This is a genomic window from Entomospira culicis (genome assembly GCF_028748145.1).
GTDB lineage: Bacteria > Spirochaetota > Spirochaetia > WRBN01 > WRBN01 > Entomospira > Entomospira culicis.
This window is the reverse complement of record NZ_CP118181.1, coordinates 1,556,078-1,578,216: the sequence shown is the minus strand read 5'-3', so window position 1 is coordinate 1,578,216 and position 22,139 is coordinate 1,556,078. Positions and strand designations below refer to the sequence as shown.

The following is a 22,139-nucleotide window of genomic DNA, read 5'->3' as shown; positions in this document are numbered from 1 at the left end:
TACGTAATTGAGGTTGATCTTTTTTCATCCTTGCATTATATTAAGTGAGCTAGCGTTATTGCTAGCGCTTAATATAAGGAGGTTCTTATGAAAGGGTTTCGCTTTGAAGGATCGGTAAATGCCTTGATGTGGACGTTGATTCGCACTGTGTTGTTGATTGTGGGTACGGCGGTGGTCGCCTCGGCAGTCTCGGGTGCGGTGGAGAGCATGTTTATCCGCTCGGTGATGGCCTTTATCGTTTTAGGCGTGATGATTTTTGCTTTGCCTACCATTGTCAACAGCATCGCTAAGTACTTGGTAGAGCATACCCAAGTAGGCGGACAGAAGCTTAAGTACAAAGGACAGGCGATTGGTATTTTGTCTTTAGTGCTAATTGGTTGGTTTCTCTTTTTGATTGTTACCTCTCTTTTTGCTGGCTTGGTGATGTGGCTTTATCAAACCGACCTATCACCGGTTTGGGTAACAGGTATCGCCGGTGCAATGTATATGCTCTTTATGGCATTCTTTGCCTCTTGGTTTATCTTACACGTCTATCGCTGGGTGTTGAACAACACGCAAATTGAAGAGTAGTTACTTGACAAAAAAGAGCAGTTAAGATAGAATAAACGTATCAAAGGAGCTGGGGAGCTTGTTAAGCTGAGAGGATGCCTATGCATCGACCCATCGAACCTGATTCTGGATAATGCCAGCGAAGGAAGCATCCATATGCGTATAAAAGAAATTCGTTTATCTATTGCGATTGCTCTATTTTATCTTGCGTGGTTAGTTCTTTGGCAACTCTTTGCCGACGACTATTTTACCCTTTGGGTGCGCATTTTTCCCAAACCATCTACTATTGTTGCTTCTATGGTAAGGCATCGTGAGCTCTTGTGGCTAGGCACGGTGGAGACGCTTTATCAAGCGGTGATTGGTCTCTTTTTAGGCGCAGTTGTTGCTTTTGTCTTGGCGATTGTTTTAGAGCCGTTGCCTTGGTTAGCGCGCCTTCTTTATCCCTTATTATATGCATGGCAGGCCAGTCCGCCTATCGCTACCACGACGCTGGTGCTCTTGTTGCTTGGTTTTGGCACCACGAGCAAGCTAGTGATTGTGGTGTTGGTTACCTTTTTCCCGATTTATGTGGGCTTTAGTCAGGCGTTAGCCAAGAGCGATCGCGAAGTTGAGGCGTTGTTGCGTAGCTATGGGGCAAGTCGTTGGCAGATCTTTAGGATGGCGCGCTGGCCCATGGCGATGGTGGGCTTCTTTAGTGGCGTGCGCGTCTCGGCAACATACCTTATCTCGGTGGTGATTACGGCACAATGGCTGGGCGGGCAAGATGGTCTGGGCAATACGTTGTTGCGAAGCCGAAAGAGCTACGATTACGCCCTGATGATGGCAACCATCGCCTTGAGCATTGGGTTGAGTTTACTGATTATTTTTATTAGTAGTCAGTTAGAGCAACGGGTGATGCGTAGGTATCATCTTATAGATAAGGAGGAGAGAACGTAAATGAGAGGACTTTTTATTGTTGGTTTAGGGATAGTTTTTAGCATGGTGGCTTGCACGGGCAAGGCGAAAGATGAAGAATCCAAAGATAAGGTGAGCATCATGCTAGATTGGGTGCCTAATACCAACCACATTGGGCTTTATGTGGCGCAGGCGATGGGATACTTGGCGGAAGAGGGTGTGGAGCTTACGATTCTGCAAGCGCCTGAAGATGGTGGGTTAGATTTCTTGTTGACTAATCAGGTGGATTTGTTGATTGGCTGGGAGAGTACGCTCTTTTTTGGACGCGACCAAGGTTTGCCGATTGTGGCTGTAGCAGCGATTTTACAAGAGAATGATTCGGTGTTGGTCTCTTTGCAAGAGAATAATATTACGCGTCCTAGCGATTTAGTGGGCAAGCGCTATTTGAGCTATGGTAGCGCCAACGACATCGCTACGGTGCGAGCCATTATGGCACGCGATGGGGTGGAGAATCCCGAAGTTACATTAGCTGCTACGGGGTCGATGGCCGATCTCAACGCGCTGGTGCATGGGGAGGGTGATTATCTCTGGGTCTTTAGAGGCTGGGATCTCTTGGCCGCTAAGCTACAAGGCATTATGCTTAATGAAATTATTGTGCGCGAGTACGACGATGCGCTCAACTTCTACACCCCGATGATTCTCTCCACCGACGAGAATATCGCCAAGCGAGAGGTTGCTCTGGCAAAGGCGATGCGCGCGATTGCCCGTGGCTATGCGTATGCTGTTGAGAATCCAGGTAAGGCGAGCGAGATCTTTTTAAGTGCGGTGTCGGGAATGGATCGGGCGCTGATTGAGGCGAGTACGGTGCACTTAGCGACGCTTTATCTTAATCATAATGGTCAATTTGGTCGCATGGATGGCAAGGTCTTTGCCCGCTATTTGGCGTGGGCGAGCGCAGAGGGCTTACTTCCTAATAATGGGCAAAATATTATTATTGAAGAAATTTTTACAAATAGGTTGTTAGAATAAGAGGGGGCGCACCATGGCAATCGAGATAAATGGTTTAAGTAAGGCATTTGGTGGTCATCAGGTGTTGCGGTCGCTCGATTTCTCTTTACCTTCGAGCAAGCGAACGGCGCTTTTAGGCGCCTCTGGCTGTGGCAAGAGCGTACTTTTTCACCTGCTAGCTGGCTTGCTCTCGCTGGATAGTGGTAGGATGCAGGTGGACGGAGAGCTTGTTGATAAACTTCCGGTGAGCTACATGCAACAGAAAGATCTCTTATTGCCATGGTATACGCTTTTGGAGAACGCGTCGTTGCCTTTAGTATTGTCGGGAGTTCGCAAGCAAGAGGCGCATGCGCAGGTGCAATCGCACTTGGCGAGGTTTGGGTTGGCCGACTTTACCGATCACTATCCCAATCAATTATCGGGAGGTATGCGCCAACGCGTGGCGCTCTTGCGTACGATGATCTATCGGCAACCTATCGTGCTGATGGATGAACCTTTTTCGGCAATCGACGCGCTCAGCGCCCAACAATTACGCCTCTTTTTGAAAGAACTGCAAGAAAAAGAGCAATTTACCCTCTTTTTTATCACCCATAATGTGGAGGAGGCGCTCGATTTAGCCGATGAAATTTGGGTGATGCATAAGGAATCGACCCCCCAGCTACAGCGCATCGATAGCACGGGTCTTGATTATGAGGCACGGCGCAAGCTCTTATGGCAGGCGTTGGGGGTGGGGCAGGGCGTTCTCTCCATGCATTGACTAAATAGCCTAAACTGCGATAGGATAAGGGTAGCATGAAGAGAATACGAGAGATATTGATGATGAGCACGATCTTGCTAGTGGTGGCATCGTGTCGAGATAGCTATGGCTATGGTGTGGTGCTCTGGAGCGCCGATGAGATTGAGCTTGCCACGGGCATGATTGTGCGTATTGTGGGCGAGTCGCAGCGCCGAGAGATTGTTCGCGTGGAGCATCCTGATACACGGGCGATTATCGAGATGGATAAGTGGCGTTTAGAGCGCTTTGAGAAGAAGACACAAGCGCAGGAGTATCTGGCTGAATTTGCGCCCTTCTTGCGTAGTTACGTTGATGCCAGACGTACCGGATTACCGATGCGCCGACAACCGTACGTCATTCAGGGGGAGAGCTTTTACTCCTTGCGTGATGGACAGGTCTTAAAAGTGATTGGCAGAAGTGCCGAGCGCGAGCAGATTGGTGGGTACAAGGCGTATTGGTATCACTTGCTCTCTAACGACGGTGTGCAGGGTTGGGCGTATGGACGCTTTTTGCGCGAGTATATGCTCACCGAGTCGGGGCAGGCAATTTATGATGAGAAGGATTATACAGGCGATGCCATCTTAGAGAATTTTTTCGACCCCGAGAATATCTGGCGTCCTGCATATATCTATGATATGGTGGCCAAAAATACGGTCAACTTGGCGCTGGTCAGCGAGGAGTATGGACTCTTTATCAACCCTGAGAGCAAGACCATTAACATCCGTTTGCCCAATCAAAGTGTCGACTTTACCTACAGTCGCATTACGCCGGTAGGTGGCGATGCCTATATGTTTGTGGATAGTCCCTTTAGCTTTACGTTGAAACCGAATTTGGTGCAGGCACGTTACTCACTTAGAGGGGCGAACCAGAGTGCTGAATTTAGGGTGCTACAACAGCCAATTCGGGCGATTATCAGTGAGGAAGAGAGCCGACGTGGTGCGCGCTATCGAGAGTTTACCGCGATGGGGCCAACCTTCCGTAGCGATTGGGGCACGCTTACCTTTACGGGCGATGGGCGCTTTATCTTCAACGATACACAGAGCTTACAGGATTTTCAAATTATTCTGCCCAGCGACGGCAATAGTGGGCGTGTTCTCTTCGATCTCTATCTGGATGATGCGTTATGCAATCGTTTTGATGGTGCTTTCGCACTGGTCTTTGATGAATCGGCTAAGCGTATCATTATCGCCTACCGCATGGGCGTGGGTGGTTTTGAGGCGAGTTGGGTGGAGCAAATGACGCCTAATCATGTGCTTTTATCGCAGTATGTTAGCCCCATCGAGACAATTTTTGTTAAGTAGGATTTGGCACTAGATGGCATTTTTACAAGTCTCTTCGTTGTCGCTTGCTTTTGGCGAGCGGGTAATTTTAGATAAGGTTGCCTTTACCTTAGCGCCGATGAGTAAGGCAGCGTTGGTAGGGATTAATGGTGCGGGAAAGTCGACATTGATGAAGGTGTTGACAGGTGGTCTTAGCCCTGATGATGGGGAGATCGTCTTAAGTAAGGGAGCAAAGCTCGCCTACATGGCACAGAGCAGTAAGGTGGAGGCGGAGGCGACGCTCTGGCAACAGGTAGAGCATGCCTATGATGATTGGTTTGCTTACGAGGCGCGCGCCCATGCATTGATGGAGCTTGGCGATGAAGAGAGTCTGCAAGAGGCTAGCGCTCTACACGATCGCTTGGCGCATAGTTCATTTTATCAACGCACCTCGCTTATCGATGCTACGTTACGTGGACTTGGGTTCAAGGAGAGCGACTTTATTAAGCAGGTGAAGCACTTCTCCTCGGGCTGGCAGATGCGTATTGCCTTGGCGCAGGTGCTCTTGAGTGAGCCGGATATTCTCCTTCTTGATGAGCCGTCGAACTTTTTGGACACTGAGACCTCTGTGTGGTTGATGGATTGGTTGAAGCGGTTCAGCGGTGGTCTGCTCTTGGTGAGCCACGATCGCTACTTTTTGGAGCAAGTTACCAATGAGACGTTGGAGCTTTTTAATGGGGCGCTCAAGCGATATGCAGGATCGTATAGCCAGTACGAGGTGCGTCGGGCGCAGGAGTTGGAACAATTAATGAAGTTGCGTCAACAGCAAGAGGAGCGTCTGGCCCAGATTGAGGATTTTGCGCGCAAATTTCGGGCGAGTCCTAGTAAAGCGAGCTTGGTACAGTCGCGCTTACGTGAGGCCGAAAAGATCCGAGAACAGCTTCCCTCCCTGCCAGAAACCACCAAACAGATGCGTATTGTTCTGCCCAAGCCTCCGCATGCTGGCGAGCGGGTGCTCTATTTGGAAGATCTCCAAAAGAGTTACAACGATCGTCTCATTTTTAGCGATCTGACGCTCTTGGTGGAGAAGGGCGAACGCTTGGCGATTACGGGTCTCAATGGTGCGGGTAAGTCTACCTTGATGCGTATCTTGAGTGGCGTGGAGAAGGCCGATAGTGGCTATCTCAAGTGGGGCAGTGGTGTGGAGATTGGCTACTTTAGCGAGGATACGCACCAGCCCTTTATGGGTAAGAGCGTTTTGGAGGAGATGGAGAGCCAAGCGCCGCTGCACCTACAGCCGGAGGTACGTAATATCTTGGGGGCGTTTCTCTTTAATGGCGATGCGGTCTACAAGCCGATTTCGGTACTCTCGGGTGGCGAGAAGGCGCGCTTATTGTTGGCAAGGCTCTTTTTAAAACCGTTCAATTTACTTATTTTAGATGAACCGACCAACCATTTAGATCTCCAGTCCAAGGATCTCTTACTTCGTGCCTTGAAGGAGTATCGTGGAACGTTGATCTTTGTCAGCCACGATCGCTACTTTAATGAGCAGTTGGCAACGTCGGTATTGCACATGCAGGCAGAGCCTCGATACTATCCGGGGGATTACGGCTACTACTTGGATCAATGGGCAAAGGGCGGTACGGGTCAATTGATGCGCGCCAAGCAGGAGCAGTCGCTTCTCAAGGCGATTAAAGAAGAGCCCAAGGTCATCACCAACTCGCAACAGGAGCGCTTACAGAATAAGGCACAAGCGGCCAAGGTGCGTAAATTGAAGCGTCAGGAAGAAGAGCTTCTTCTTCAGATAGCCGAACAAGAGGATACTTTGGCGCAGAAGCAGGCGATGCTTGCCGATGAGGTGGTCTATCGCGATGTGGGGCGTTTAAAAGAGGTGCAAGCCGAGATTGCATCGTTAGAGGCATCGTTAGAGACACTATACGAGAGCTGGCAAAGCATCACGCAGGAGCTAGAGAGGGATACTTAGTGGAACGGGGAGCTAGGGGGAAGTTGCATCCTTACGATAAGGAGGATGGTTGTGCGCGTCTTTATTGATGGTGACTCGTTCGTTAAGCAGGCGCGCGAGGTGGTGATTCGTAGCGCACTCAAAGGGCGAATCTGTGCACACTTTGTGGCAAATCATCCTATTTCGTTGCCCAAGCACCATAAAAATATCTTCTTTTATCAGGTAGAAGCTGGCGCGGATAAGGCGGATGACTTTTTAGTAGAACATGCGCAAGTGCACGACTTGGTTTTAACGCGTGATATTATCTTGGCGAGCCGATTGTTAGCCAAGGGGGTGGCGGTGCTTAACGATCGCGGATATCAATTTAATGATGACGAAATCAAGGTTAAATTAAGCGAACGCGATCATATGCTAAAAGCGCGTGAGGCTGGTCTCTATGTTCCGCCCAAAGAGAGTCTGTATGCCAAAAAAGATGGTCAAAATTTTGCCAATGCCTTTTATCGTGTGCTAGAAGAAAAAAAGGGCTTGCGAGAATCGATAGAGTGTGTTATGATTAAGAAGTGTTAACATACCAAGCTATGAGTTGGTAGTAAGACAAGGAGGCGAGGCATGAATGACTTTACAGAACGCATGCGAGAGGTGTTGCTAGCCCAGCGGGCTAAGCTCACGGGCAATTGGGAGTTGGAGCACGAACGTTTTGATGAGATGATTCATCAACACGACGGTGGCGATAGCATGGACGAAGTCTCCACCACCAATGACAAAAAGATCCTAGAGCAACTGGGTGCGACCATGTTAATGGGCGTGCAAAAGATAGATGCGGCTCTAGCGAGAATGGAAAATGGCACGTATGGCGTCTGTGTTAAGTGCGCCAAGATGATCGATAAAGAGCGCCTAGAGGCAATCCCTGAGGCGGCTATGTGCATCGATTGCCAGCGAGCTATCACATCGCATCACTAAAAAAGAAGAGATCTTTGTAGCAGTAGGAATGATATAATAGGGTGTTAGCACGGTATAGCAAGAGTAGTAAAGGCAAGTTGGTTAAGCTGGCTGATGTCTATGTAAAGGAAGAGCATGGAATTGATGCGCGTAGTGTAGATAAAGATGCCTATGCGATTTGTCGGCAGTTGATTCATGCTGGTGCGCAGGCCTACATTGTGGGGGGGGCGATTCGTGATATCCTATTGGGCAGAGAGCCTAAGGATTGGGATATTGTTACCAACGAGCACCCTGCAAGGATTCGCAAGATCTTTAAGCGATCGCGCATTATTGGTAAGCGCTTTAAGCTGGTGCATGTAACAACAAACTCCGGCGCGCTCTTTGAGGTGGCAACGTTTCGATCGCGTAATGGTGATGATGGCGAAGAGCTCTTTGGCACGCTCGAAGAAGATGCCTTTCGGCGCGACTTTACGCTTAATGCGCTCTATTACGACGTGATGGAAGAGCAGATTATCGACTTTCACGGGGGCTATCGCCATCTACAAAATCGCATGATTGAGCCAGTTGTTCCCCTCAAGATCACTTTTGTTGAAGATCCTGTGCGCATGATCCGTGCGATTAAATCGGCAAAAACCTCCCAAAGCAAACTATCTCCCGCCCTTGCCAAAGCGATCAAAAAACAAGCGCCGTTACTCGCAAAGAGCTCCTCTTCGCGTCTCAGTGAAGAACTTCTCAAGGTGGTGGTGCTCGCCGAGTGTGCCGACTTCTTAGCCACTTGCTACGAAATGAAGCTTCTTGCCTACTGGATTCCCGCTTATCATGCCTATATTCAGCGTCTTGGTAAGGCCGAGCAAGCGAAGCTTTGGGCACATATCACCCAGCCCGATCTCCCTAGGGGCAAGCGCTTTAAGAGTATCTCGATCCGCCATCAAACGATGTATGGCATGATCTATCCGTATGTCAAGGCGCTAGGTACGCTCTCCTCGCTAGAGGGTGAGGCGATTGTCTTGCTCCTAAAAGAGATTCTCTTTCCGGTTGTGCTTCCGAATAAAGACCTCTTTATGGTGATTAAGATGATGGCCGCCAAAGAGGGGCTACCGAGCAACTTCTTTAAAGAGCAGGATTATCTTCAACGTCGACGTAATAAACGCACGTGAGATGAATTGTGATTGGGTGGAGCTAGAGATAATTATCATCATAAATACAACACGAAACAGAATAAAAAACCTCACTGCTAAGGTGAGGTTTCTATTTTTCTAGTAGATTTAATTAAGCTATATATTATTTTATTTATCTATAGTAATGGTAGATGTAACATCGGTTAGCTCTTTTTTGGCAACAACGACAGTATAGCCATCGACATCATTACCCTTAAAGGTTATCTTGTAAACGGCAGGAAATTTAATAGTATCGCCTGCTGTTACTGCAGTAGCCCAGCTAAGACCAAAGGCTTCAACAGAAGATGGATTAATTGTTATCGTACCATCTACGCCATCGGCTAAGGTGAACATAAAATCTGTCTCCTCCACAAGCAGTTCTACTAGCTCATTTAGGGAAAAATTCCAAGGTAAGGCGTACGCACTACCGCTGGGTAGCTCCATGCCTACCACGTAAAAAGAGAAACCATTAAGAGCCTCTACGTTTATCGCGTTCCAATTGTCGTCATCTTGTTCGGTTTTACCATCAATCTTCAGGGTCATCAGGGCGGTAGCCATTCCTTCCTCTCCAGCCTCCGTAGTAGGAATGATGATATTATTCACGGATAATTCGACATCAACATTAAGCTTATCCATACCATTATCAATATCAGGTTTATTTGTACCATTATCAATATCAGGTTTATCCATACCATTATCAACATCACTATTGTTTGGCTTACAGCTTACCAAACCAATCATCGCCAAAACGGCCAGCAAAAATAAAGTTTTTTTGAACATAAATTTACTCCTTATGTTTATAATCTATTTATTATTATATACAAAATTACAATATTTGTCAATAATTTTATTATTATAATTAATAAAATTAAATATTTTTAATAATTATGCAAAAAAGATCTTAAAATTAATTATAATAATTTTTTTATTCATATCTATGCATTGTTTTTGGGATTGTTTATTTATCTGTTGATTAATTATCTGTGATTTTGAATAAAGCAATAATTTTTCACAACATGTAAAAGAGGCACTAACTAATAATAGCTTAGGAAACATTTCCCAAAATATCCTATGTAAGGGCTTTTTCTGCTAAGGTATGCGGTAAACGCAAGGCGATAGTACGGGGGATGTACCCCCCATTTATGGCTTAGGATTATCATCTTCTAAATGCATCTTCTTGCGGATAGACTTCCTAAAAGACTTCTCGTAATGGCTCTTTTATTGTTTATCCTCCTTCAGGTACAGGCTGTAGTTGGATAGCGCGAGAAAAGGCGTGTTGAAATGCTTCGAATTCGGCTTGTGTGGGTTTAAGCAGAAGCACGCCGTGTTGATGCCCCTGATCGGCTTGGATGCCTCGGCAAAAGAGATAGTATACCCCACCGATTTGGTCGTAGCTAAAGGTGCGCTGGCTCATCTGCACGTAGTAGGTGATAGCCAGTAGGTAGATGTGGTACTGTAGTGTAAAGTGTTGCTGATGCATTTCGGCTTGCATGCGCTCTTGGGTGTAGTGCGCTAGGCTCTCGCCGAGGTTGGAGCTCTTCCAGTCGATGATATAGAATTTACCTGCATCCTCAAAAAAGAGATCGATAAAGCCCGTGAGGAGGCCCTGCTTGAGGGTGTAATTGATCTCATTAAGGTTGAAGGTTACCTTTTCGCGTAAAAAGAGACGAAAGGAAAGCTCTTTGCTTTGGCGCAGGCGATCGAGTTGGTGAAGCGGTTGGCGCGAGTGAGGCATCGGCACATTGAGGCTCTGCCAAAAGATCTCTTTAACGATGGCAAGATTTCGCTCTATCCACTTGGTGTGGAAGTGTTGCTGGGCGATGGTGTGGAATTGGTGGTGGATCGTCTCGTTGGTGAGGAAGGTTTCTTTGTCGATACTTGCGATGCTAAAATCTTTCTCTTCAAAGAGTTGATGAAGAAGCAACCCCAGACTCTTTCCGCCTTTAAGGGTGAGCGCGGTAACAACGGCTGGGGTCTCGTTATCCTCCCACAGCAATGTTTCGGCATCGCTCTGATCATCTTCAGGTTCGCTAGCACTAGCGGTACGCTTGAGGTTTTTGGTGAGCGAGGTGTAGCTATGGGTTGCGCGCATGCGATCTTTTATCTGGATATCTAGCGAGGCAGGGATAAATTGCGGATTGGATCGTGTCGCTTTTTCTTGCGACAGAGGCGCGAGCATTATCTCCGTATCGATATCAAGATAGGCAAAGGCAGCGGGGAGTCCCTTAAGGGCATCTTCTATTGCTTCATGACGTTGCGTAGCCTGTTTTACAGCAGCGCCGGTTACTTTTATTCCTTTGGCATTTACTTCTAGTTCGGGTTCCTTTAGATCTAAAAATTGTTGCAAAAATTGCACAAAGGGCACGGGATCTTTTACAAAGAGATAGGGTAGGTAGAGGTGGCTCTGGGCGCGGGTGCAGGCAACGTAAAAGAGGCGTTTTTTTTCGTCGAGTTCTTGTTGGGTGTGCATCTGGACAAAGGTTGCGTCGATGCCGTAGCGATAGCCTTGCTTGCCCTGTTCGTCCATGTAGGCGAGCGATGGCTTGCTTTTTATTTCGTTTAGATTGGTGATGCCTACGAGGCTAAAGACGATGGGGAACTCAAGGCCTTTGGCTTTGTGCGCGGTGAGGATTTGTAGGGCATTTTCGTCGTGCTCCAGACGCAAGGTCTTTTCATTATTGCTCTCGTCTTGGGCTTCGGCTTTGTCAATCATCGCTTGGAGGGCGTGGAGAATCGCCGTTGGGTTGGTGAGCGCGGTACTTCTGCCAATGTCGATGAGGAGATCCTCGAGGTGGCGAATATTAATAAAGAAACGTTCGCCGTCGTAGGGCTGGGCGAGCTGGGAGCGCATGATATCACATTTTGTTAAGATCTGATCGAAGGCGCGCAAGATCGAGTGCTTTTGGAGCAACGCCTTTGCCGTTTCGAGCTTGCCTACCAGACGCGCGTAGCCATCTTGCGGATGCTTTTGGCGGAAGGTGTGGAGGAAGTGATGGTAGAAGAACTCATTTACCGCGGTACCCTTGGCGTGTAAAGCGATGAGCGCTTGGAGGAAGAGTTGCAAAAAGAGAAACTCTTGGCTGGCAAAGAGGCTCTGGTTGGAGATGTTGACGGCATGAATATTGAGACGATAGAGCGCCTCTTTAAGATCGCTCCCCTCCTTGTGGGTCTCGGTGAGACAGGCGATGTCGCTGGGCTCTAATTTTCGTGATTTTTGTGTCTTGGGGTTGTAGAGCTCGTAGCCATTGGCAGGATCGAGCAGGGTATGAATCTGTTGCACGAGGAGTTCTTGCGCCGTCGCTCTAATGCTCTCTTTACTGCCGATAGGCTTTGCCTCCGCAGCTAGGGTAGGTGTAAGCAAGGTGATGCCTGCGGTGCAGGGTTTGTCGTTTTTCATAAGCATGAGCGCTTCTTTGTTTTCTGCGTTGACGGATGCGTAATCTTGCTCGCAAAAGAGGGGCGCAAAGAGTTGGTTAATCGCCTTGATAACCTGTGCATTAGAGCGATAGTTGTTGGCAAGCGTACAGATATTATCTTGTGGAACGCTCTGCATCGCGGTGAGATAGGTTTGAAGGTTCGCCCCGCGAAAACGGTAGATCGACTGCTTGGGGTCGCCAATGAGCAGATAGGTGTGGTCTGTCGGATCGTTGGGGTTGGGGCTGGGGCTAAAGAGGCGCTTAAAGATTGCCCACTGCTTGTGGTCGGTATCTTGAAATTCGTCAATGAGCGCCACGCGAAAATTGCGACGAATCGCGCTAACAAATGATTCATTGGCCTGCTCATGGGCAAGCAGTTGATAAACATCGTCGATCAAATCATTAAAACGCAACTGCGCCTGCTCTTGGCGTTGCTGCGGGTGCTTTTTCTGGATAAAATCGACAATCTCGGCAAGCAACGTCGCCTTCATCGCGTTAAAGAAGGGAATTTTTGATTTTTTACCATTTTCTAGGTGATAGAGATTAAGCTTTGCGAGTTGATCGATTAACGTAGTAAAATCTCCCTTACTTTTGGGTGGGATTTGCGCGAGGATGTCCATTAGGGCGTAGAGATCGCGCGGATCGATGCGTTTAAGCTCCTGCCATAGCACTTTATTATCTTCTTCTGTGGGTGGGATAGCCGTGGCACGGAGCGCCTCCACTATGGCGTTGAGTTCATGGTTACCTTGTTGATAGGCTTGATAGATCTCCCATACCCGATTGCGCTCGTCTGGATCGGGGTGGATGAGATTGGTGCGAAGCTCCTCCTTGAGCGCTTGGATGAGGGGACTATCTTCGTATCGCTCTGACTTTTCAAGGAGTAGCTTCTCGAGGTCGTTCTTGAAAAATTTGTAAGAACGGGTGTAACAACGATAGGCAAGGTGGATGCGTGGATTGATGGCTTGCTCTTGCTGGCGAAAGAAGTCGTAGAGCAGTTGCTCGAGAATGGCTTGGTTGTTGACCAGCGCAAAGTGAAAATTCTGTCTACTCTCAAAGGGATAGGCGCGCAATAAATATTGACAAAAACTGTGGATGGTGTAGATCGGCGCTTCGTCGAGATTGGCATAGGCACGCTCGAGGCACTCTCTGATTTCGGGTCGGTCGTTCTCGATATGGTAGTCCTCACGCTCCAAAAAGGCGCGATGCTCCTCACAAAACTGTTTTAGTTCGGTCTCGTCGCTGGGGTGGAGCAGACCTTTGAGCAACTCACGCAGGCGATGGCGAAGCTCGGCGGTGGCCTTGTTGGTGAAGGTAACTAGGAGAATCTGCTGGATAGTGGGGGGATTATCCTTCTTTAGCAGGTAGAGGAGCGCAAGGCGGATAAGGCTGTAGGTCTTGCCCGTGCCGGCAGATGCGTTGAGGGCGGCGGGCTGGGTGAGGTCTAAGTCGACATAAGAATTCTTACTCATGCGACTATTGTAGCACAAAATAGGCTAAGACGGAAGTATTTTTTAGGAGAATCGGCGCAAGTATCAAGCTATTACGTTGAAATGCGTTACTTAACTTTGGCATAAAACTAAGCCAATATGGGGGTAAACCCACATTTATTGTTTAGAAAAAAGCTACTTCTTTTCGTCTAATTTTAACCACTTTCCTAATAACCACAATAATGTAATACTTGGAACAAGCAGAAGAGGCTCTAACCATGTTGACTTGGTGGGATACCAATCATCTTTATAGATTAACTCGCCGAGCTTATAGAATATGGGAAGAACTACAAAAAGAATAAACAAAAATGTTACAAGGAATAATAGTACGATTCTCCATGCTTTAGGTAGTGCTAATAGTGTAGCTCTTATCTTTTTCAACATCAATTGATCTCCTTGGATGATATACTTTTTCTTAGTGATAGTCGGCGTTGGTGGGTAGCAGGTAGGTGATAAGCGTGATGCCTTTTGCCTTTGCCATGGCGATAGTTTGCTCTTGGGTGGGGCCAAAAATGGTGATGAATTTCCCTTCGGGCGTGCGTATTTGGCGACTCTTGGGCGTGGGGTGGGGAGGCGCGTCGCCAATTTGGATGATGATTCGATTTTGCGCACCGCTCCAGTCGAAATCTTGCACCGCGCGCTCAATTGCCTCGTACACTGCCTCGGGAATATCGTGTCCACCGCCTACCGTAATGCTCTTGATGTGCTGTTCAATCACCTTGGCATCGCGGGTAAAGCCTGTCCCCAAAATCTTGGTAAGATACGCCCCTTTGCGCGCATCTTCGTAGTCGCGGTAGAGGACAAAGCCGATCTGGATCGGTTTTTGTTGTAGTTCTTGAATGAGCGTGGGCAGAAATTCTCTTTGCACGTAGGGCATCACTTGTTTCATACTCACGGTGGTGTCGATGGCAAAGACGACTTTGGTCGTGCCAGTGGCGGGGATAGCTGCGAAGATCTGCTCTAGCGTAGCGATGAAATCTTCCCCTTTTTCGAGATTGGTATGGAAGGTTCCCCCTGTTTGCTTGGCGAGTTGGCTAAGGGGTGTGATGGAATCGGTTTTGGGCGCGACTTTTTGGAAGCGGATATGGTAGGGGTTATCACGAAAGCCACGATCGGGGAGGGCGGTGTTATAGGTGGCGTTGGGCGCGGTAAAGGTGCGGATGTTGAGCCAAAAGTCGTCGATAAATTCCATCTGCCCCTCTCTACTGCCGGGGCGTGGATAGCCAAAGACCACGGCGCTGGGCACAAAGAGGTGAAACCATTCGTCATCGCCAAGGGGCTTAAAGACTTGCGCGGTAGAGGTAACCAGAAAGTAGCTTCCGTCGGAGAGAGCGATGGTACGATCGCCTAGGTTGCGATGCTCATTTGCATAGGTGGGGTCGGGGTCGTAGGCGCGTAGGGCAAAGTTATCGTAGAGGCCTTGCAGGTCGACGGTGGAGTCGGTGAGCATGATCGACTCTACGCCATCTCTTTTTCGCACAAAGAGATCAAAGCCATCTTTGCTTGGGTCTAGCCGAAAAATTTTGATGTCCTCTGGCCTGAGAATACGCACCGTTGAGAGCTCTTGTGCCGAGAGCAAGAGAAGGAATCCACTAAAAAAGAGAGAGAGGCTGAGAAATTTTGGCAAGGTAGATAATTTCATCATAATCAAATTTTCGACGCTCCATGCTATAAAGAGAAGACGTAAGGGCTATTTTGTCGATATTTTTTGTGGTTATGCGTAAAAGTGTACGAAAAAGCGACGTAGATAATTGACTTTTAGTCTCAAAAACGAGTAGACTAGAGGAGAAGAGATGATAAGATTTCTTAGAGATTATTAAATGAAAAGATGAGGTGGCATTTTGTCGCAAAAAGAAGAAGCAATTGAGGTAGAGGGTGTCGTAACCGATGCACTGCCGAATACCAATTTTAAAGTTAAGCTCGATAATGGGCACGTTGTGATGACCTATCTCTCGGGGCGTATGCGCAAGCACTATATTCGTATTGTTCCCGGTGATCGGGTGAAGGTGGCGCTATCTCCTTACGACTTGACACAAGGTCGCATCATTTTCCGCGAACGTTAGAGCTCTTATCCTTTAAAATTTTAATTTTAAAATCGAGAATAAACTATGAATAAAGAGATGCCTCATGGTGTAGCTATTTTGTGGGATATTGAGAATATCACCCCACCCAATAACGATACCTTATTGATGGAAGGGATCGGCGAATTTGCCGAAGGATTTGGTCGGGTAGCAGTGAGCTTTGCCTATGCTGATTGGTCGATTCCCAAGTTTGCTAAGCTAAGCCGTAGCCTTAGCGAACGTCAATTTAAGCTTACGCACACGCCTCACAAGGGGGGCAATGGGGGTAAGGGAAAGAATTCGGCCGATATGGCGCTAGTGAGCGACGCGATGGAGTTGCTTCAATTTTATGGACATATCAATGTCTTTATTGTGGTAACCGGCGATAGCGACTTTCGTCCGCTCCTGCAAACCATGCGTAAAAATGGTAAGATGATCCATGTCATTTACGATATGAAGCGCGCCCCTCAAGATCTCCTTGCCCTTGCCGACGGCTTTACCGACTATCGCGAACTCTTGGCTAGCAAAGACGATGATGATGAGGACGAGGAAGTTGCCGTATCCAAGGTAAAAGAGAGCAGAGAGTATTGGTTTCAACAGTTGGCCGAGGCTGCTGATATGTTGAAGAATCAGGGCAAGAGTACGCCTTTTAGTGCAGTAAAGATCCAGATGAAGATGCTCAATCGCGAATTTAACGAGAGCGATTTGGGCTTTAAACGCTTTAGCCATTTTGTCATGGCCGCAGGATCTGCTGGATTTATCACCATTCAACGCTCCGAGAGCGGCTCACGCGAGGTGGTCTCCCGTAACAATGGTAATACGCGTGGAAATAGCGCCCCAGGATCGTTACAGGCAGCGCTAATTGCACTAGATGAAGAGCTTATCAAGCTAGATGAACTCAAGGAAAATAGTGAGCACGACGGCTGGCATGGCTATAATCACTTGGGCATTCTCTTGTCAAACCGAGGCGTTAATTTACAGGAGCTAGGCTTCTCTAAATTGAAGAAGTTTATTCAGAACGCCGAAGTACGTGGCATCGTGGAGACGAAGATTAGTGAGGACGGTTATCCTTTTGTGCGTCGAGTGCGTCAAGAGACCAAGTAATGCTGGCTTGTTGATGTTTTTGTAGAAAAGCGTCAATCTCACAAAAACAACCACAGCCAATAAAGGGCGTTGCGCTACGCCCAATGGCTGCCAGTGGCGATGGGTGGGGCGTACTAATAATATGCAGGTTGTCGGCTAGCAAGAAGGTTTTTGCCGCCTTTTGCGCCTTTTTGCCCATGGCAAGCATAAAAATGAGTTCGGGGGTTTTCTCCTCGAGGATATAATGAATAATGCTTTGATTCAGGCGCGTCCAGAGTTCTTCTGAGATGTTTTTCGGATTCTTTTTTGTGGAAAGATCAAGCGTTAGGACGGTATTGAGTAGGAGAAGTCCTTGTTTTGCCCAGTTGGAGAGATCGCCATGGGTGGAGACGGGAATCTCATGCGAGCGGTTGAGTTCAAAAAAGATATTGCGTAGTGATGCAGGAATCGTTAATCCGGGATCGACACTAAAGGCTAGACCATTAGCGTATTCGATGTTCGGATAAGGATCTTGCCCCAAAATAATCCCTTTGAGTTGCGCACGTGGGGTAAGCTCAAAGGCGCGCCACAAGTACTTCTCTTGGGGTGCAATGCTTAGGGTTGCATAAGCATGCTCAATCTCTTTAAGAAGGAGCTGAAACCATTGCTTCTCGGATAGCTCGACAAAGAGCGTGCGCCATTCAGGGTGAACGGGGTAATTGAGCGGATGGTGTTTGTGATTAAAAGAGCCGATGTTTGTTAAATTCAAAGTGATATTCTCCTGCGATTTTTTGATAATATGCCTTATCTTCGGGTAGATACCGGGTTAAATAGAGTTCTCCTAGCTGTACCTTGCCCTTGGTTGCGCCTTGATGGAGAAGGGTCTGTAGGAGCTCTTGCGCAAGAGCTTGGGTGGTCTCGGCGATCTGTAGGTGGTGGGAGGTCAGAAGTTTTTCTAGATCATTTTTAATATGTAAAAAGTGTGTGCATCCCAAAATGAGTGTTGCTGGATGTTGAATGGGAATTTGCTCGATGACAAACGTTTCAAGGTACTTCATACGCTCGGCTTGTGAGGCTTGGGGAAAGAGCGTTTCTACCCACCGTACTAGCGGATCGGCAGGAATGATGGTGATGTTGCCTAGGTGCTGGTAGGCACGGCAAGTCGCACTGGTGGCAAGCAGAAGAAAGGATTCACTGGAGGTATTCTGCATGCAGAGGGTCGGCGTGGTCGTGAGGATGGGGGTATTGGGCAGGTGCTTGGTGAAGATCTCTTTGCCATAGATGCTGGCGGTATTACAGGCGATAACGATAACATCGTAATGCTTATGCGCCTCTTTGAGCTTGTTAGCCAGTGTATGTAAGTGGGCTTGCAGTTGACTATCGTTCTTGGCACCGTAGGGAAAAGCGTCGTTATCGGCAAGATAGTCGATGGTGCAGGCTAGCGCGTGCGCTTCTAGGAGATGCTTAATGGAAGTAAAATAGGGTAATCCACCGATGCCTGAGTCGATAATTAATATATTGTGATTTTTTGTCATATAATTATTATAAACACTTAAAAAAGATGCTCACGCTCCTCCCCTCTTTTCTGATATTTTAGCGTAAAGAGACCCGATTAGTCAATGCATTCTTGGCAAAGATAGGATAAATATGCTAAAATCGAAAGGTATGTTATATTTTGATAGCGCCGCTACGGCGATGTTGGAGCAGATTTTTGTAGAAGAGGCGTATCGCGTGGCGTTGGAGTATTTTGCGAACCCCTCTAGTTTACACGAGGCGGGTAAGCGAGCAAGAGGCGCTTTGTCGATAAGTCGAGAGGCAATTGGCCGGTACTTAGGGTTACCGGCAGACGATCTTATCTTTACCAGTGGCGCTACCGAGGCGAATCAGCTTGTGTTGCTCTCGCTTTTGCGATCGCCGGCAAGGGGTACCATCCTCATGAGCGAGGCAGAACACCCCTCGATGTATGAGAATCACCGTTGGTTGAAGCAAACAGGCTTTAGTATTAAATTTGTCAAGGTAGATAAATTGGGTCGTTTAGATCTCCTCGACTTGCAAAAATTGCTGACTAAAGAAGTACGCATGCTCTGTTGTATGGCGATCAATTATCAAAGTGGGGCGATCAATGATATTAGCGCGATCCGTAAGGTGTTAGATGCCTATCAAGCCGAGCATCAGAGCCGATCGATCCACTTGCACGTGGATGCGGCGCAGTTGGTAGTGGGGCATCTCTACGGGGAGGTGTCGCATTGGCGGTGCGACTCCTTGGCACTTTCGGCGCATAAACTTGGGGGAGCTAAGGGCGTGGGGTTGCTCTATTGGCGTGGCAGTAAGCAGGCATTTCTGCAGGGGGGTGGACAGGAATTTGGTATGCGATCGGGCACGGAGAATTTGTTTGGTGTGAAGACGCTGGAGCTTGCGCTACACCGCGTCTCCCAAGAGAGAGATACGCAGGCGCAAGCCAAGCAAGCGCTTTTCTACCAAGCGGTGGCAGATGCTGGTGGCGTGGTCTACCATCAAGAGGCGACGGCAAGAGAAAAATCGATGTATCATTACTTGGTGCGCTTTGCTCCCCTCCCCGGTGAGGTGGTGGTGCGCCATTTAAGCGAGCATGGTATCATGGTGGGCACCAACAGCGCCTGCTCGGGAGGCAACAAAGAGCGTCTACGTGCCCTGATGGCCCAAGGTATCGCCATGAAAGAGGCAGGGGAAATCGTACGCTTCTCCTACAGCCCATGGACACCGATCTCACAACTAGAGGCTTTGTCGGTCGCACTTCCGCAGGCGATGGCAGAACTTCCTCGTTAATATACGTTTTTCTTGACAATGGGGAAAACGCATGATAAAATTATAATAAAAAGAGAGACGACTCTATGTTTGTGAGAGGTGAGCCCCATGAAAAAACCCCTAAAAATTGCCACAATCGGTGGCGGATCTAGCTACACGCCAGAGATTGTAGCTGGTTTTATTAGTCGATACCAAGATGTGCCGATTAAAGAGCTCTGGTTGGTCGATATTGAGGCCGGTAGAGAAAAGTTAGAGATTGTCGGCGCGCTGGCTAGGCGGATGGTAGAGAAGGCTGGCGTGCCGATGCAGATTCATCTGACGATGGATCGTGAAGAGGCGCTCAAAGATGCCGATTTTGTTACCACACAACTACGTGTAGGTCTGCTAGATGCACGCATTCAAGATGAGCGTATCCCCCTCTCTCACGGGGCAATTGGGCAAGAGACCAATGGTTTTGGTGGCTTTATGAAGGCATTACGTACTATTCCTGTGGTTTTGGAGATTGCTAAAGAGATGGAGCGTCTCTGCCCCAATGCGTGGCTGATCAACTTTAGTAACCCCAGCAGTATGGTTACCGAGGCGGTGCATCGCCACTCTAGCATCAAGTGTATTGGTCTGTGCAATGTGCCTATCGGCATGCAACGATCGGTGGGCGAGGTGATTGGCGATGAGGACTTCTTTATTCACTTTTTGGGCATGAATCATTATGTTTGGGGTAAACATATTTATCACCAAGGCAGAGAGATTACCCAAGAGATTCTACCCAAAATCATTGAGCATGAATCCACTAAATCGGTCGTAAAAAATCTTAAACCTATCGTTTGGAATAAGGAATTTGTTCAACAATTGGGCATGTTACCCTGCCCCTATCACCGTTATTATTACATGCAAGATGATATTTTACACGAAGAGTTGGAGTCGTTTAAAGATGGCAAGACGCGTGCCGAAGTGGTGCGTGGTGTGGAAGAGGCGCTCTTTGAAATCTACAAAAACCCCGAACTTAACGAGAAACCAGCCGAACTTGAACAGCGTGGAGGGGCGCACTACAGCGACGCTGCCTGTGGTTTGATTCGTGCGATTTATACCAATAGTCAAGAGATTATGGTGGTGAACATGCCAAATAATGGTACCATTGGTATTCTCCCTGACGACGCGATCATCGAAACCTCCGCCATGATCACCAGCTTTGGCCCAGTTTCGCTCAAAGCCTCGCCTCTACCAGCGCCCGCGCAAGCCGAAATTCTCCTAATGAAGACCTTCGAGCGCCTCACTATCGAAGCGGCGGTAAAAAAAGATTACAACATCGCCATTCAAGCCCTCACCATTAATCCGCTCACCAAGCACGGTGCGATGACGCGTGTGATTTTTAACGAGTTACTGCAAGCACACAAACCCCACCTATCGGGTTGGCAGATTTAATTGTTGTGATTGACAGCTTGCCAAAAGCATGGTAAAATGAAGGATAGATAGTAAAAATACTTTTTTTTGTATGAAGGGAGTGATGAAAAATGAGTACAGGTAGTTTGATGGAACACTACTTTTTGAACCCGATGACCAAGCTTGCTAAGCAACGTCATTTAATGGCAATTCGCGATGGAATGGTCTCAACAATTCCATTGACGATTGTAGGCAGTTTATTTTTAATTTTCTTGAACTTGCCCTTTACCGACGCCTTTAAGGAGGGTAAGGCATTTTTTCAATTTTTGGCGGCAAATTCGCTGGGTATTGCGTTACCGTTTCGTGTTACTACAGGCTTAATTGCCATTTATGCTACATATAATATGGGATATAGCCTTGCCAAGAGCTATGAGCTAGATGGTAGGAGTGGCGGTACGCTTTCGCTGATGGCCTACTTTATGACCACCATGCCTCAAATAGCTGATGGCTTAGGGTTCGTGATTCCTCTAGGAAGATTAGGTGGTGCGAGCTTATTTACGGGAATTTTTACCTCTATTTTATCCGTAGAGATCTTTCGTCTCTTTGTGAAGAAGAACTTAGTTATCAAGATGCCCGAAGGTGTGCCTGACTCTGTCTCTAAATCTTTCTCTGCGTTATTTCCGGCCTTTGCGATCATGATTGTGATGTTTACCTTAATTACTATCGCAAAAGTTGACTTACAGGCGATGTTTATTAAGATTTTTGATCCATTAAAAAATATCGTAGATACTCCTTATGGTGCGGTGATTATTGTCTTTTTGGTAACGCTTTTGTGGACGATGGGAATTCATGGTGTCTCTATTGTGGGTGCGGTGGCGCGTCCTATTTGGACAGAGATGATCTCTGAAAATAGTAGTGCTTACGAAGCTGGTGCGGCGATTCCTTATTTAACTCCAGAGCCATTTTTTCAGTGGTTTGTCTGGATAGGTGGCTCTGGTGGCACGTTGAGTTTGGTCTTTTTGCTTCTCTTTGCTCGTTCTCGCTACTTAAAGGATTTAGGTAAGGTTACATTGATTCCTGCGTTGTTCAACATTAATGAGCCAGTTATTTTTGGTCTACCAATCATGCTCAATCCGTTCTTCTTTGTGCCCTTTATTTTAGGTCCTGTGATTGTTACGATTGTAAGTTACATCGCTATCGCTTCTGGTATGGTAAATATTCCTGTGCTTGTAGCACCGTGGACATTCCCCGCACCTTTAGGGGCTTTCTTTGCAACGGGGCTTGATATCCGCGCAGCGATTTTAGCATTGGTGAACATCGTGATTTTGGGTGTTGTTTACCTGCCGTTTATGAAGATGTACGATAAGAAGATGTACCAAGAAGAGCTGGATGCTGCTAAAGAGTAGGAG

19 protein-coding genes and 1 riboswitch are annotated in these 22,139 nt (G+C 47.6%); of the genes, 14 read left to right on the top strand and 5 right to left on the bottom strand.

Annotated elements, in window-relative coordinates; all coding sequences use genetic code 11:
• Window positions 1-87 precede the first annotated feature (87 nt).
• The 9 genes from PVA46_RS07475 to PVA46_RS07435 all read left to right on the top strand — a co-directional run bounded on the left by PVA46_RS07475 (window position 88) and on the right by PVA46_RS07435 (window position 8,544).
• On the top strand, window positions 88-570 hold the full coding sequence (locus PVA46_RS07475; protein WP_167696118.1) for a DUF898 domain-containing protein: 483 nt from the start codon (window positions 88-90) through the stop codon (window positions 568-570).
• Window positions 571-610: 40 nt separating this feature from the next.
• Window positions 611-714: riboswitch (TPP riboswitch) on the top strand.
• The gene (locus PVA46_RS07470) at window positions 706-1,485 is read left to right on the top strand and encodes an ABC transporter permease (RefSeq protein ID WP_167696116.1); all 780 of its coding nucleotides are present in this window, start codon (window positions 706-708) and stop codon (window positions 1,483-1,485) included. (Overlaps the previous riboswitch by 9 nt.)
• Window positions 1,486-2,472 (top strand): ABC transporter substrate-binding protein, encoded by a 987-nt coding sequence (locus tag PVA46_RS07465; RefSeq protein WP_167696114.1) that lies wholly within the window; start codon window positions 1,486-1,488, stop codon window positions 2,470-2,472.
• Window positions 2,473-2,485: 13 nt separating this feature from the next.
• Window positions 2,486-3,208, top strand: a complete 723-nt coding sequence (locus tag PVA46_RS07460; protein WP_167696112.1) for an ABC transporter ATP-binding protein — start codon at window positions 2,486-2,488, stop codon at window positions 3,206-3,208.
• Window positions 3,209-3,243: 35 nt separating this feature from the next.
• On the top strand, window positions 3,244-4,527 hold the full coding sequence (locus PVA46_RS07455) for an SH3 domain-containing protein (RefSeq protein WP_167696110.1): 1,284 nt from the start codon (window positions 3,244-3,246) through the stop codon (window positions 4,525-4,527).
• Between the two features lie 13 nt (window positions 4,528-4,540).
• On the top strand, window positions 4,541-6,469 hold the full coding sequence (locus PVA46_RS07450) for an ABC-F family ATP-binding cassette domain-containing protein (RefSeq protein ID WP_167696108.1): 1,929 nt from the start codon (window positions 4,541-4,543) through the stop codon (window positions 6,467-6,469).
• A 51-nt stretch (window positions 6,470-6,520) separates the two neighbouring features.
• Complete coding sequence (locus PVA46_RS07445; protein WP_167696107.1) at window positions 6,521-7,015, top strand: DUF188 domain-containing protein; 495 nt, start codon at window positions 6,521-6,523, stop codon at window positions 7,013-7,015.
• Between the two features lie 42 nt (window positions 7,016-7,057).
• A complete protein-coding gene (locus tag PVA46_RS07440; protein WP_167696106.1) occupies window positions 7,058-7,408 on the top strand; it encodes a TraR/DksA family transcriptional regulator in 351 nt (116 codons plus the stop codon).
• Window positions 7,409-7,449: 41 nt separating this feature from the next.
• Window positions 7,450-8,544: a tRNA nucleotidyltransferase/poly(A) polymerase-related protein gene (locus PVA46_RS07435; protein ID WP_167696105.1), complete on the top strand. Its 1,095-nt coding sequence runs from the start codon at window positions 7,450-7,452 to the stop codon at window positions 8,542-8,544.
• A 129-nt stretch (window positions 8,545-8,673) separates the two neighbouring features.
• Here PVA46_RS07435 and PVA46_RS07430 read toward each other — a convergent pair whose 3' ends face one another.
• The 3 genes from PVA46_RS07430 to PVA46_RS07420 all read right to left on the bottom strand — a co-directional run bounded on the left by PVA46_RS07430 (window position 8,674) and on the right by PVA46_RS07420 (window position 15,092).
• Entirely contained in the window at window positions 8,674-9,324 is a 651-nt protein-coding gene (locus PVA46_RS07430) for a hypothetical protein (RefSeq protein WP_167696104.1), read from the bottom strand.
• A gap of 445 nt (window positions 9,325-9,769) precedes the next feature.
• Complete coding sequence (locus PVA46_RS07425) at window positions 9,770-13,429, bottom strand: UvrD-helicase domain-containing protein (RefSeq protein WP_167696103.1); 3,660 nt, start codon at window positions 13,427-13,429, stop codon at window positions 9,770-9,772.
• Between the two features lie 433 nt (window positions 13,430-13,862).
• Entirely contained in the window at window positions 13,863-15,092 is a 1,230-nt protein-coding gene (locus PVA46_RS07420) for a VWA domain-containing protein (protein WP_167696102.1), read from the bottom strand.
• Window positions 15,093-15,288: 196 nt separating this feature from the next.
• Here PVA46_RS07420 and infA point away from each other — a divergent pair, with 196 nt between their 5' ends.
• Window positions 15,289-15,510 (top strand): translation initiation factor IF-1, encoded by a 222-nt coding sequence (infA, locus tag PVA46_RS07415; protein WP_167696101.1) that lies wholly within the window; start codon window positions 15,289-15,291, stop codon window positions 15,508-15,510.
• A 45-nt stretch (window positions 15,511-15,555) separates the two neighbouring features.
• A complete protein-coding gene (locus tag PVA46_RS07410) occupies window positions 15,556-16,611 on the top strand; it encodes an NYN domain-containing protein (RefSeq protein ID WP_167696100.1) in 1,056 nt (351 codons plus the stop codon).
• Here the strand turns inward: PVA46_RS07410 and PVA46_RS07405 are convergent.
• Entirely contained in the window at window positions 16,559-17,338 is a 780-nt protein-coding gene (locus tag PVA46_RS07405) for a uracil-DNA glycosylase (RefSeq protein WP_167696099.1), read from the bottom strand. The two genes, PVA46_RS07410 and PVA46_RS07405, sit on opposite strands and share 53 nt — an antisense overlap.
• Window positions 17,310-18,104: a glutamate racemase gene (locus tag PVA46_RS07400; RefSeq protein ID WP_167696098.1), complete on the bottom strand. Its 795-nt coding sequence runs from the start codon at window positions 18,102-18,104 to the stop codon at window positions 17,310-17,312. The genes PVA46_RS07405 and PVA46_RS07400 overlap by 29 nt, the downstream gene beginning before the upstream one ends.
• Window positions 18,105-18,234: 130 nt before the next feature.
• On the opposite strand from PVA46_RS07400, the gene PVA46_RS07395 reads away from it, so the two are divergent.
• From PVA46_RS07395 to PVA46_RS07385, 3 genes are all read left to right on the top strand, one after another.
• Window positions 18,235-19,374 carry a cysteine desulfurase family protein gene (locus PVA46_RS07395; RefSeq protein WP_274360285.1) on the top strand — a complete coding sequence of 380 codons (1,140 nt, stop codon included), beginning with the start codon at window positions 18,235-18,237 and terminating at the stop codon, window positions 19,372-19,374.
• Between the two features lie 87 nt (window positions 19,375-19,461).
• Window positions 19,462-20,772 (top strand): 6-phospho-beta-glucosidase, encoded by a 1,311-nt coding sequence (locus PVA46_RS07390; RefSeq protein WP_167696096.1) that lies wholly within the window; start codon window positions 19,462-19,464, stop codon window positions 20,770-20,772.
• Window positions 20,773-20,861: 89 nt separating this feature from the next.
• The gene (locus PVA46_RS07385; protein ID WP_167696095.1) at window positions 20,862-22,136 is read left to right on the top strand and encodes a PTS sugar transporter subunit IIC; all 1,275 of its coding nucleotides are present in this window, start codon (window positions 20,862-20,864) and stop codon (window positions 22,134-22,136) included.
• Window positions 22,137-22,139 lie beyond the last annotated feature (3 nt).

What these genes read in the sequence shown, in the direction of transcription:
- PVA46_RS07475 (WP_167696118.1), top strand. Translation starts at nt 88, where the DNA reads ATGAAAGGGTTTCGCTTTGAAGGATCGGTAAATGCCTTGATGTGGACG.
- PVA46_RS07470 (WP_167696116.1), top strand. Translation starts at nt 706, where the DNA reads ATGCGTATAAAAGAAATTCGTTTATCTATTGCGATTGCTCTATTTTAT.
- PVA46_RS07465 (WP_167696114.1), top strand. Translation starts at nt 1,486, where the DNA reads ATGAGAGGACTTTTTATTGTTGGTTTAGGGATAGTTTTTAGCATGGTG.
- PVA46_RS07460 (WP_167696112.1), top strand. Translation starts at nt 2,486, where the DNA reads ATGGCAATCGAGATAAATGGTTTAAGTAAGGCATTTGGTGGTCATCAG.
- PVA46_RS07455 (WP_167696110.1), top strand. Translation starts at nt 3,244, where the DNA reads ATGAAGAGAATACGAGAGATATTGATGATGAGCACGATCTTGCTAGTG.
- PVA46_RS07450 (WP_167696108.1), top strand. Translation starts at nt 4,541, where the DNA reads ATGGCATTTTTACAAGTCTCTTCGTTGTCGCTTGCTTTTGGCGAGCGG.
- PVA46_RS07440 (WP_167696106.1), top strand. Translation starts at nt 7,058, where the DNA reads ATGAATGACTTTACAGAACGCATGCGAGAGGTGTTGCTAGCCCAGCGG.
- PVA46_RS07430 (WP_167696104.1), bottom strand. Translation starts at nt 9,324, where the DNA reads ATGTTCAAAAAAACTTTATTTTTGCTGGCCGTTTTGGCGATGATTGGT.
- PVA46_RS07425 (WP_167696103.1), bottom strand. Translation starts at nt 13,429, where the DNA reads ATGAGTAAGAATTCTTATGTCGACTTAGACCTCACCCAGCCCGCCGCC.
- PVA46_RS07420 (WP_167696102.1), bottom strand. Translation starts at nt 15,092, where the DNA reads ATGATGAAATTATCTACCTTGCCAAAATTTCTCAGCCTCTCTCTCTTT.
- PVA46_RS07410 (WP_167696100.1), top strand. Translation starts at nt 15,556, where the DNA reads ATGAATAAAGAGATGCCTCATGGTGTAGCTATTTTGTGGGATATTGAG.
- PVA46_RS07400 (WP_167696098.1), bottom strand. Translation starts at nt 18,104, where the DNA reads ATGACAAAAAATCACAATATATTAATTATCGACTCAGGCATCGGTGGA.
- PVA46_RS07395 (WP_274360285.1), top strand. Translation starts at nt 18,235, where the DNA reads ATGTTATATTTTGATAGCGCCGCTACGGCGATGTTGGAGCAGATTTTT.
- PVA46_RS07390 (WP_167696096.1), top strand. Translation starts at nt 19,462, where the DNA reads ATGAAAAAACCCCTAAAAATTGCCACAATCGGTGGCGGATCTAGCTAC.
- PVA46_RS07385 (WP_167696095.1), top strand. Translation starts at nt 20,862, where the DNA reads ATGAGTACAGGTAGTTTGATGGAACACTACTTTTTGAACCCGATGACC.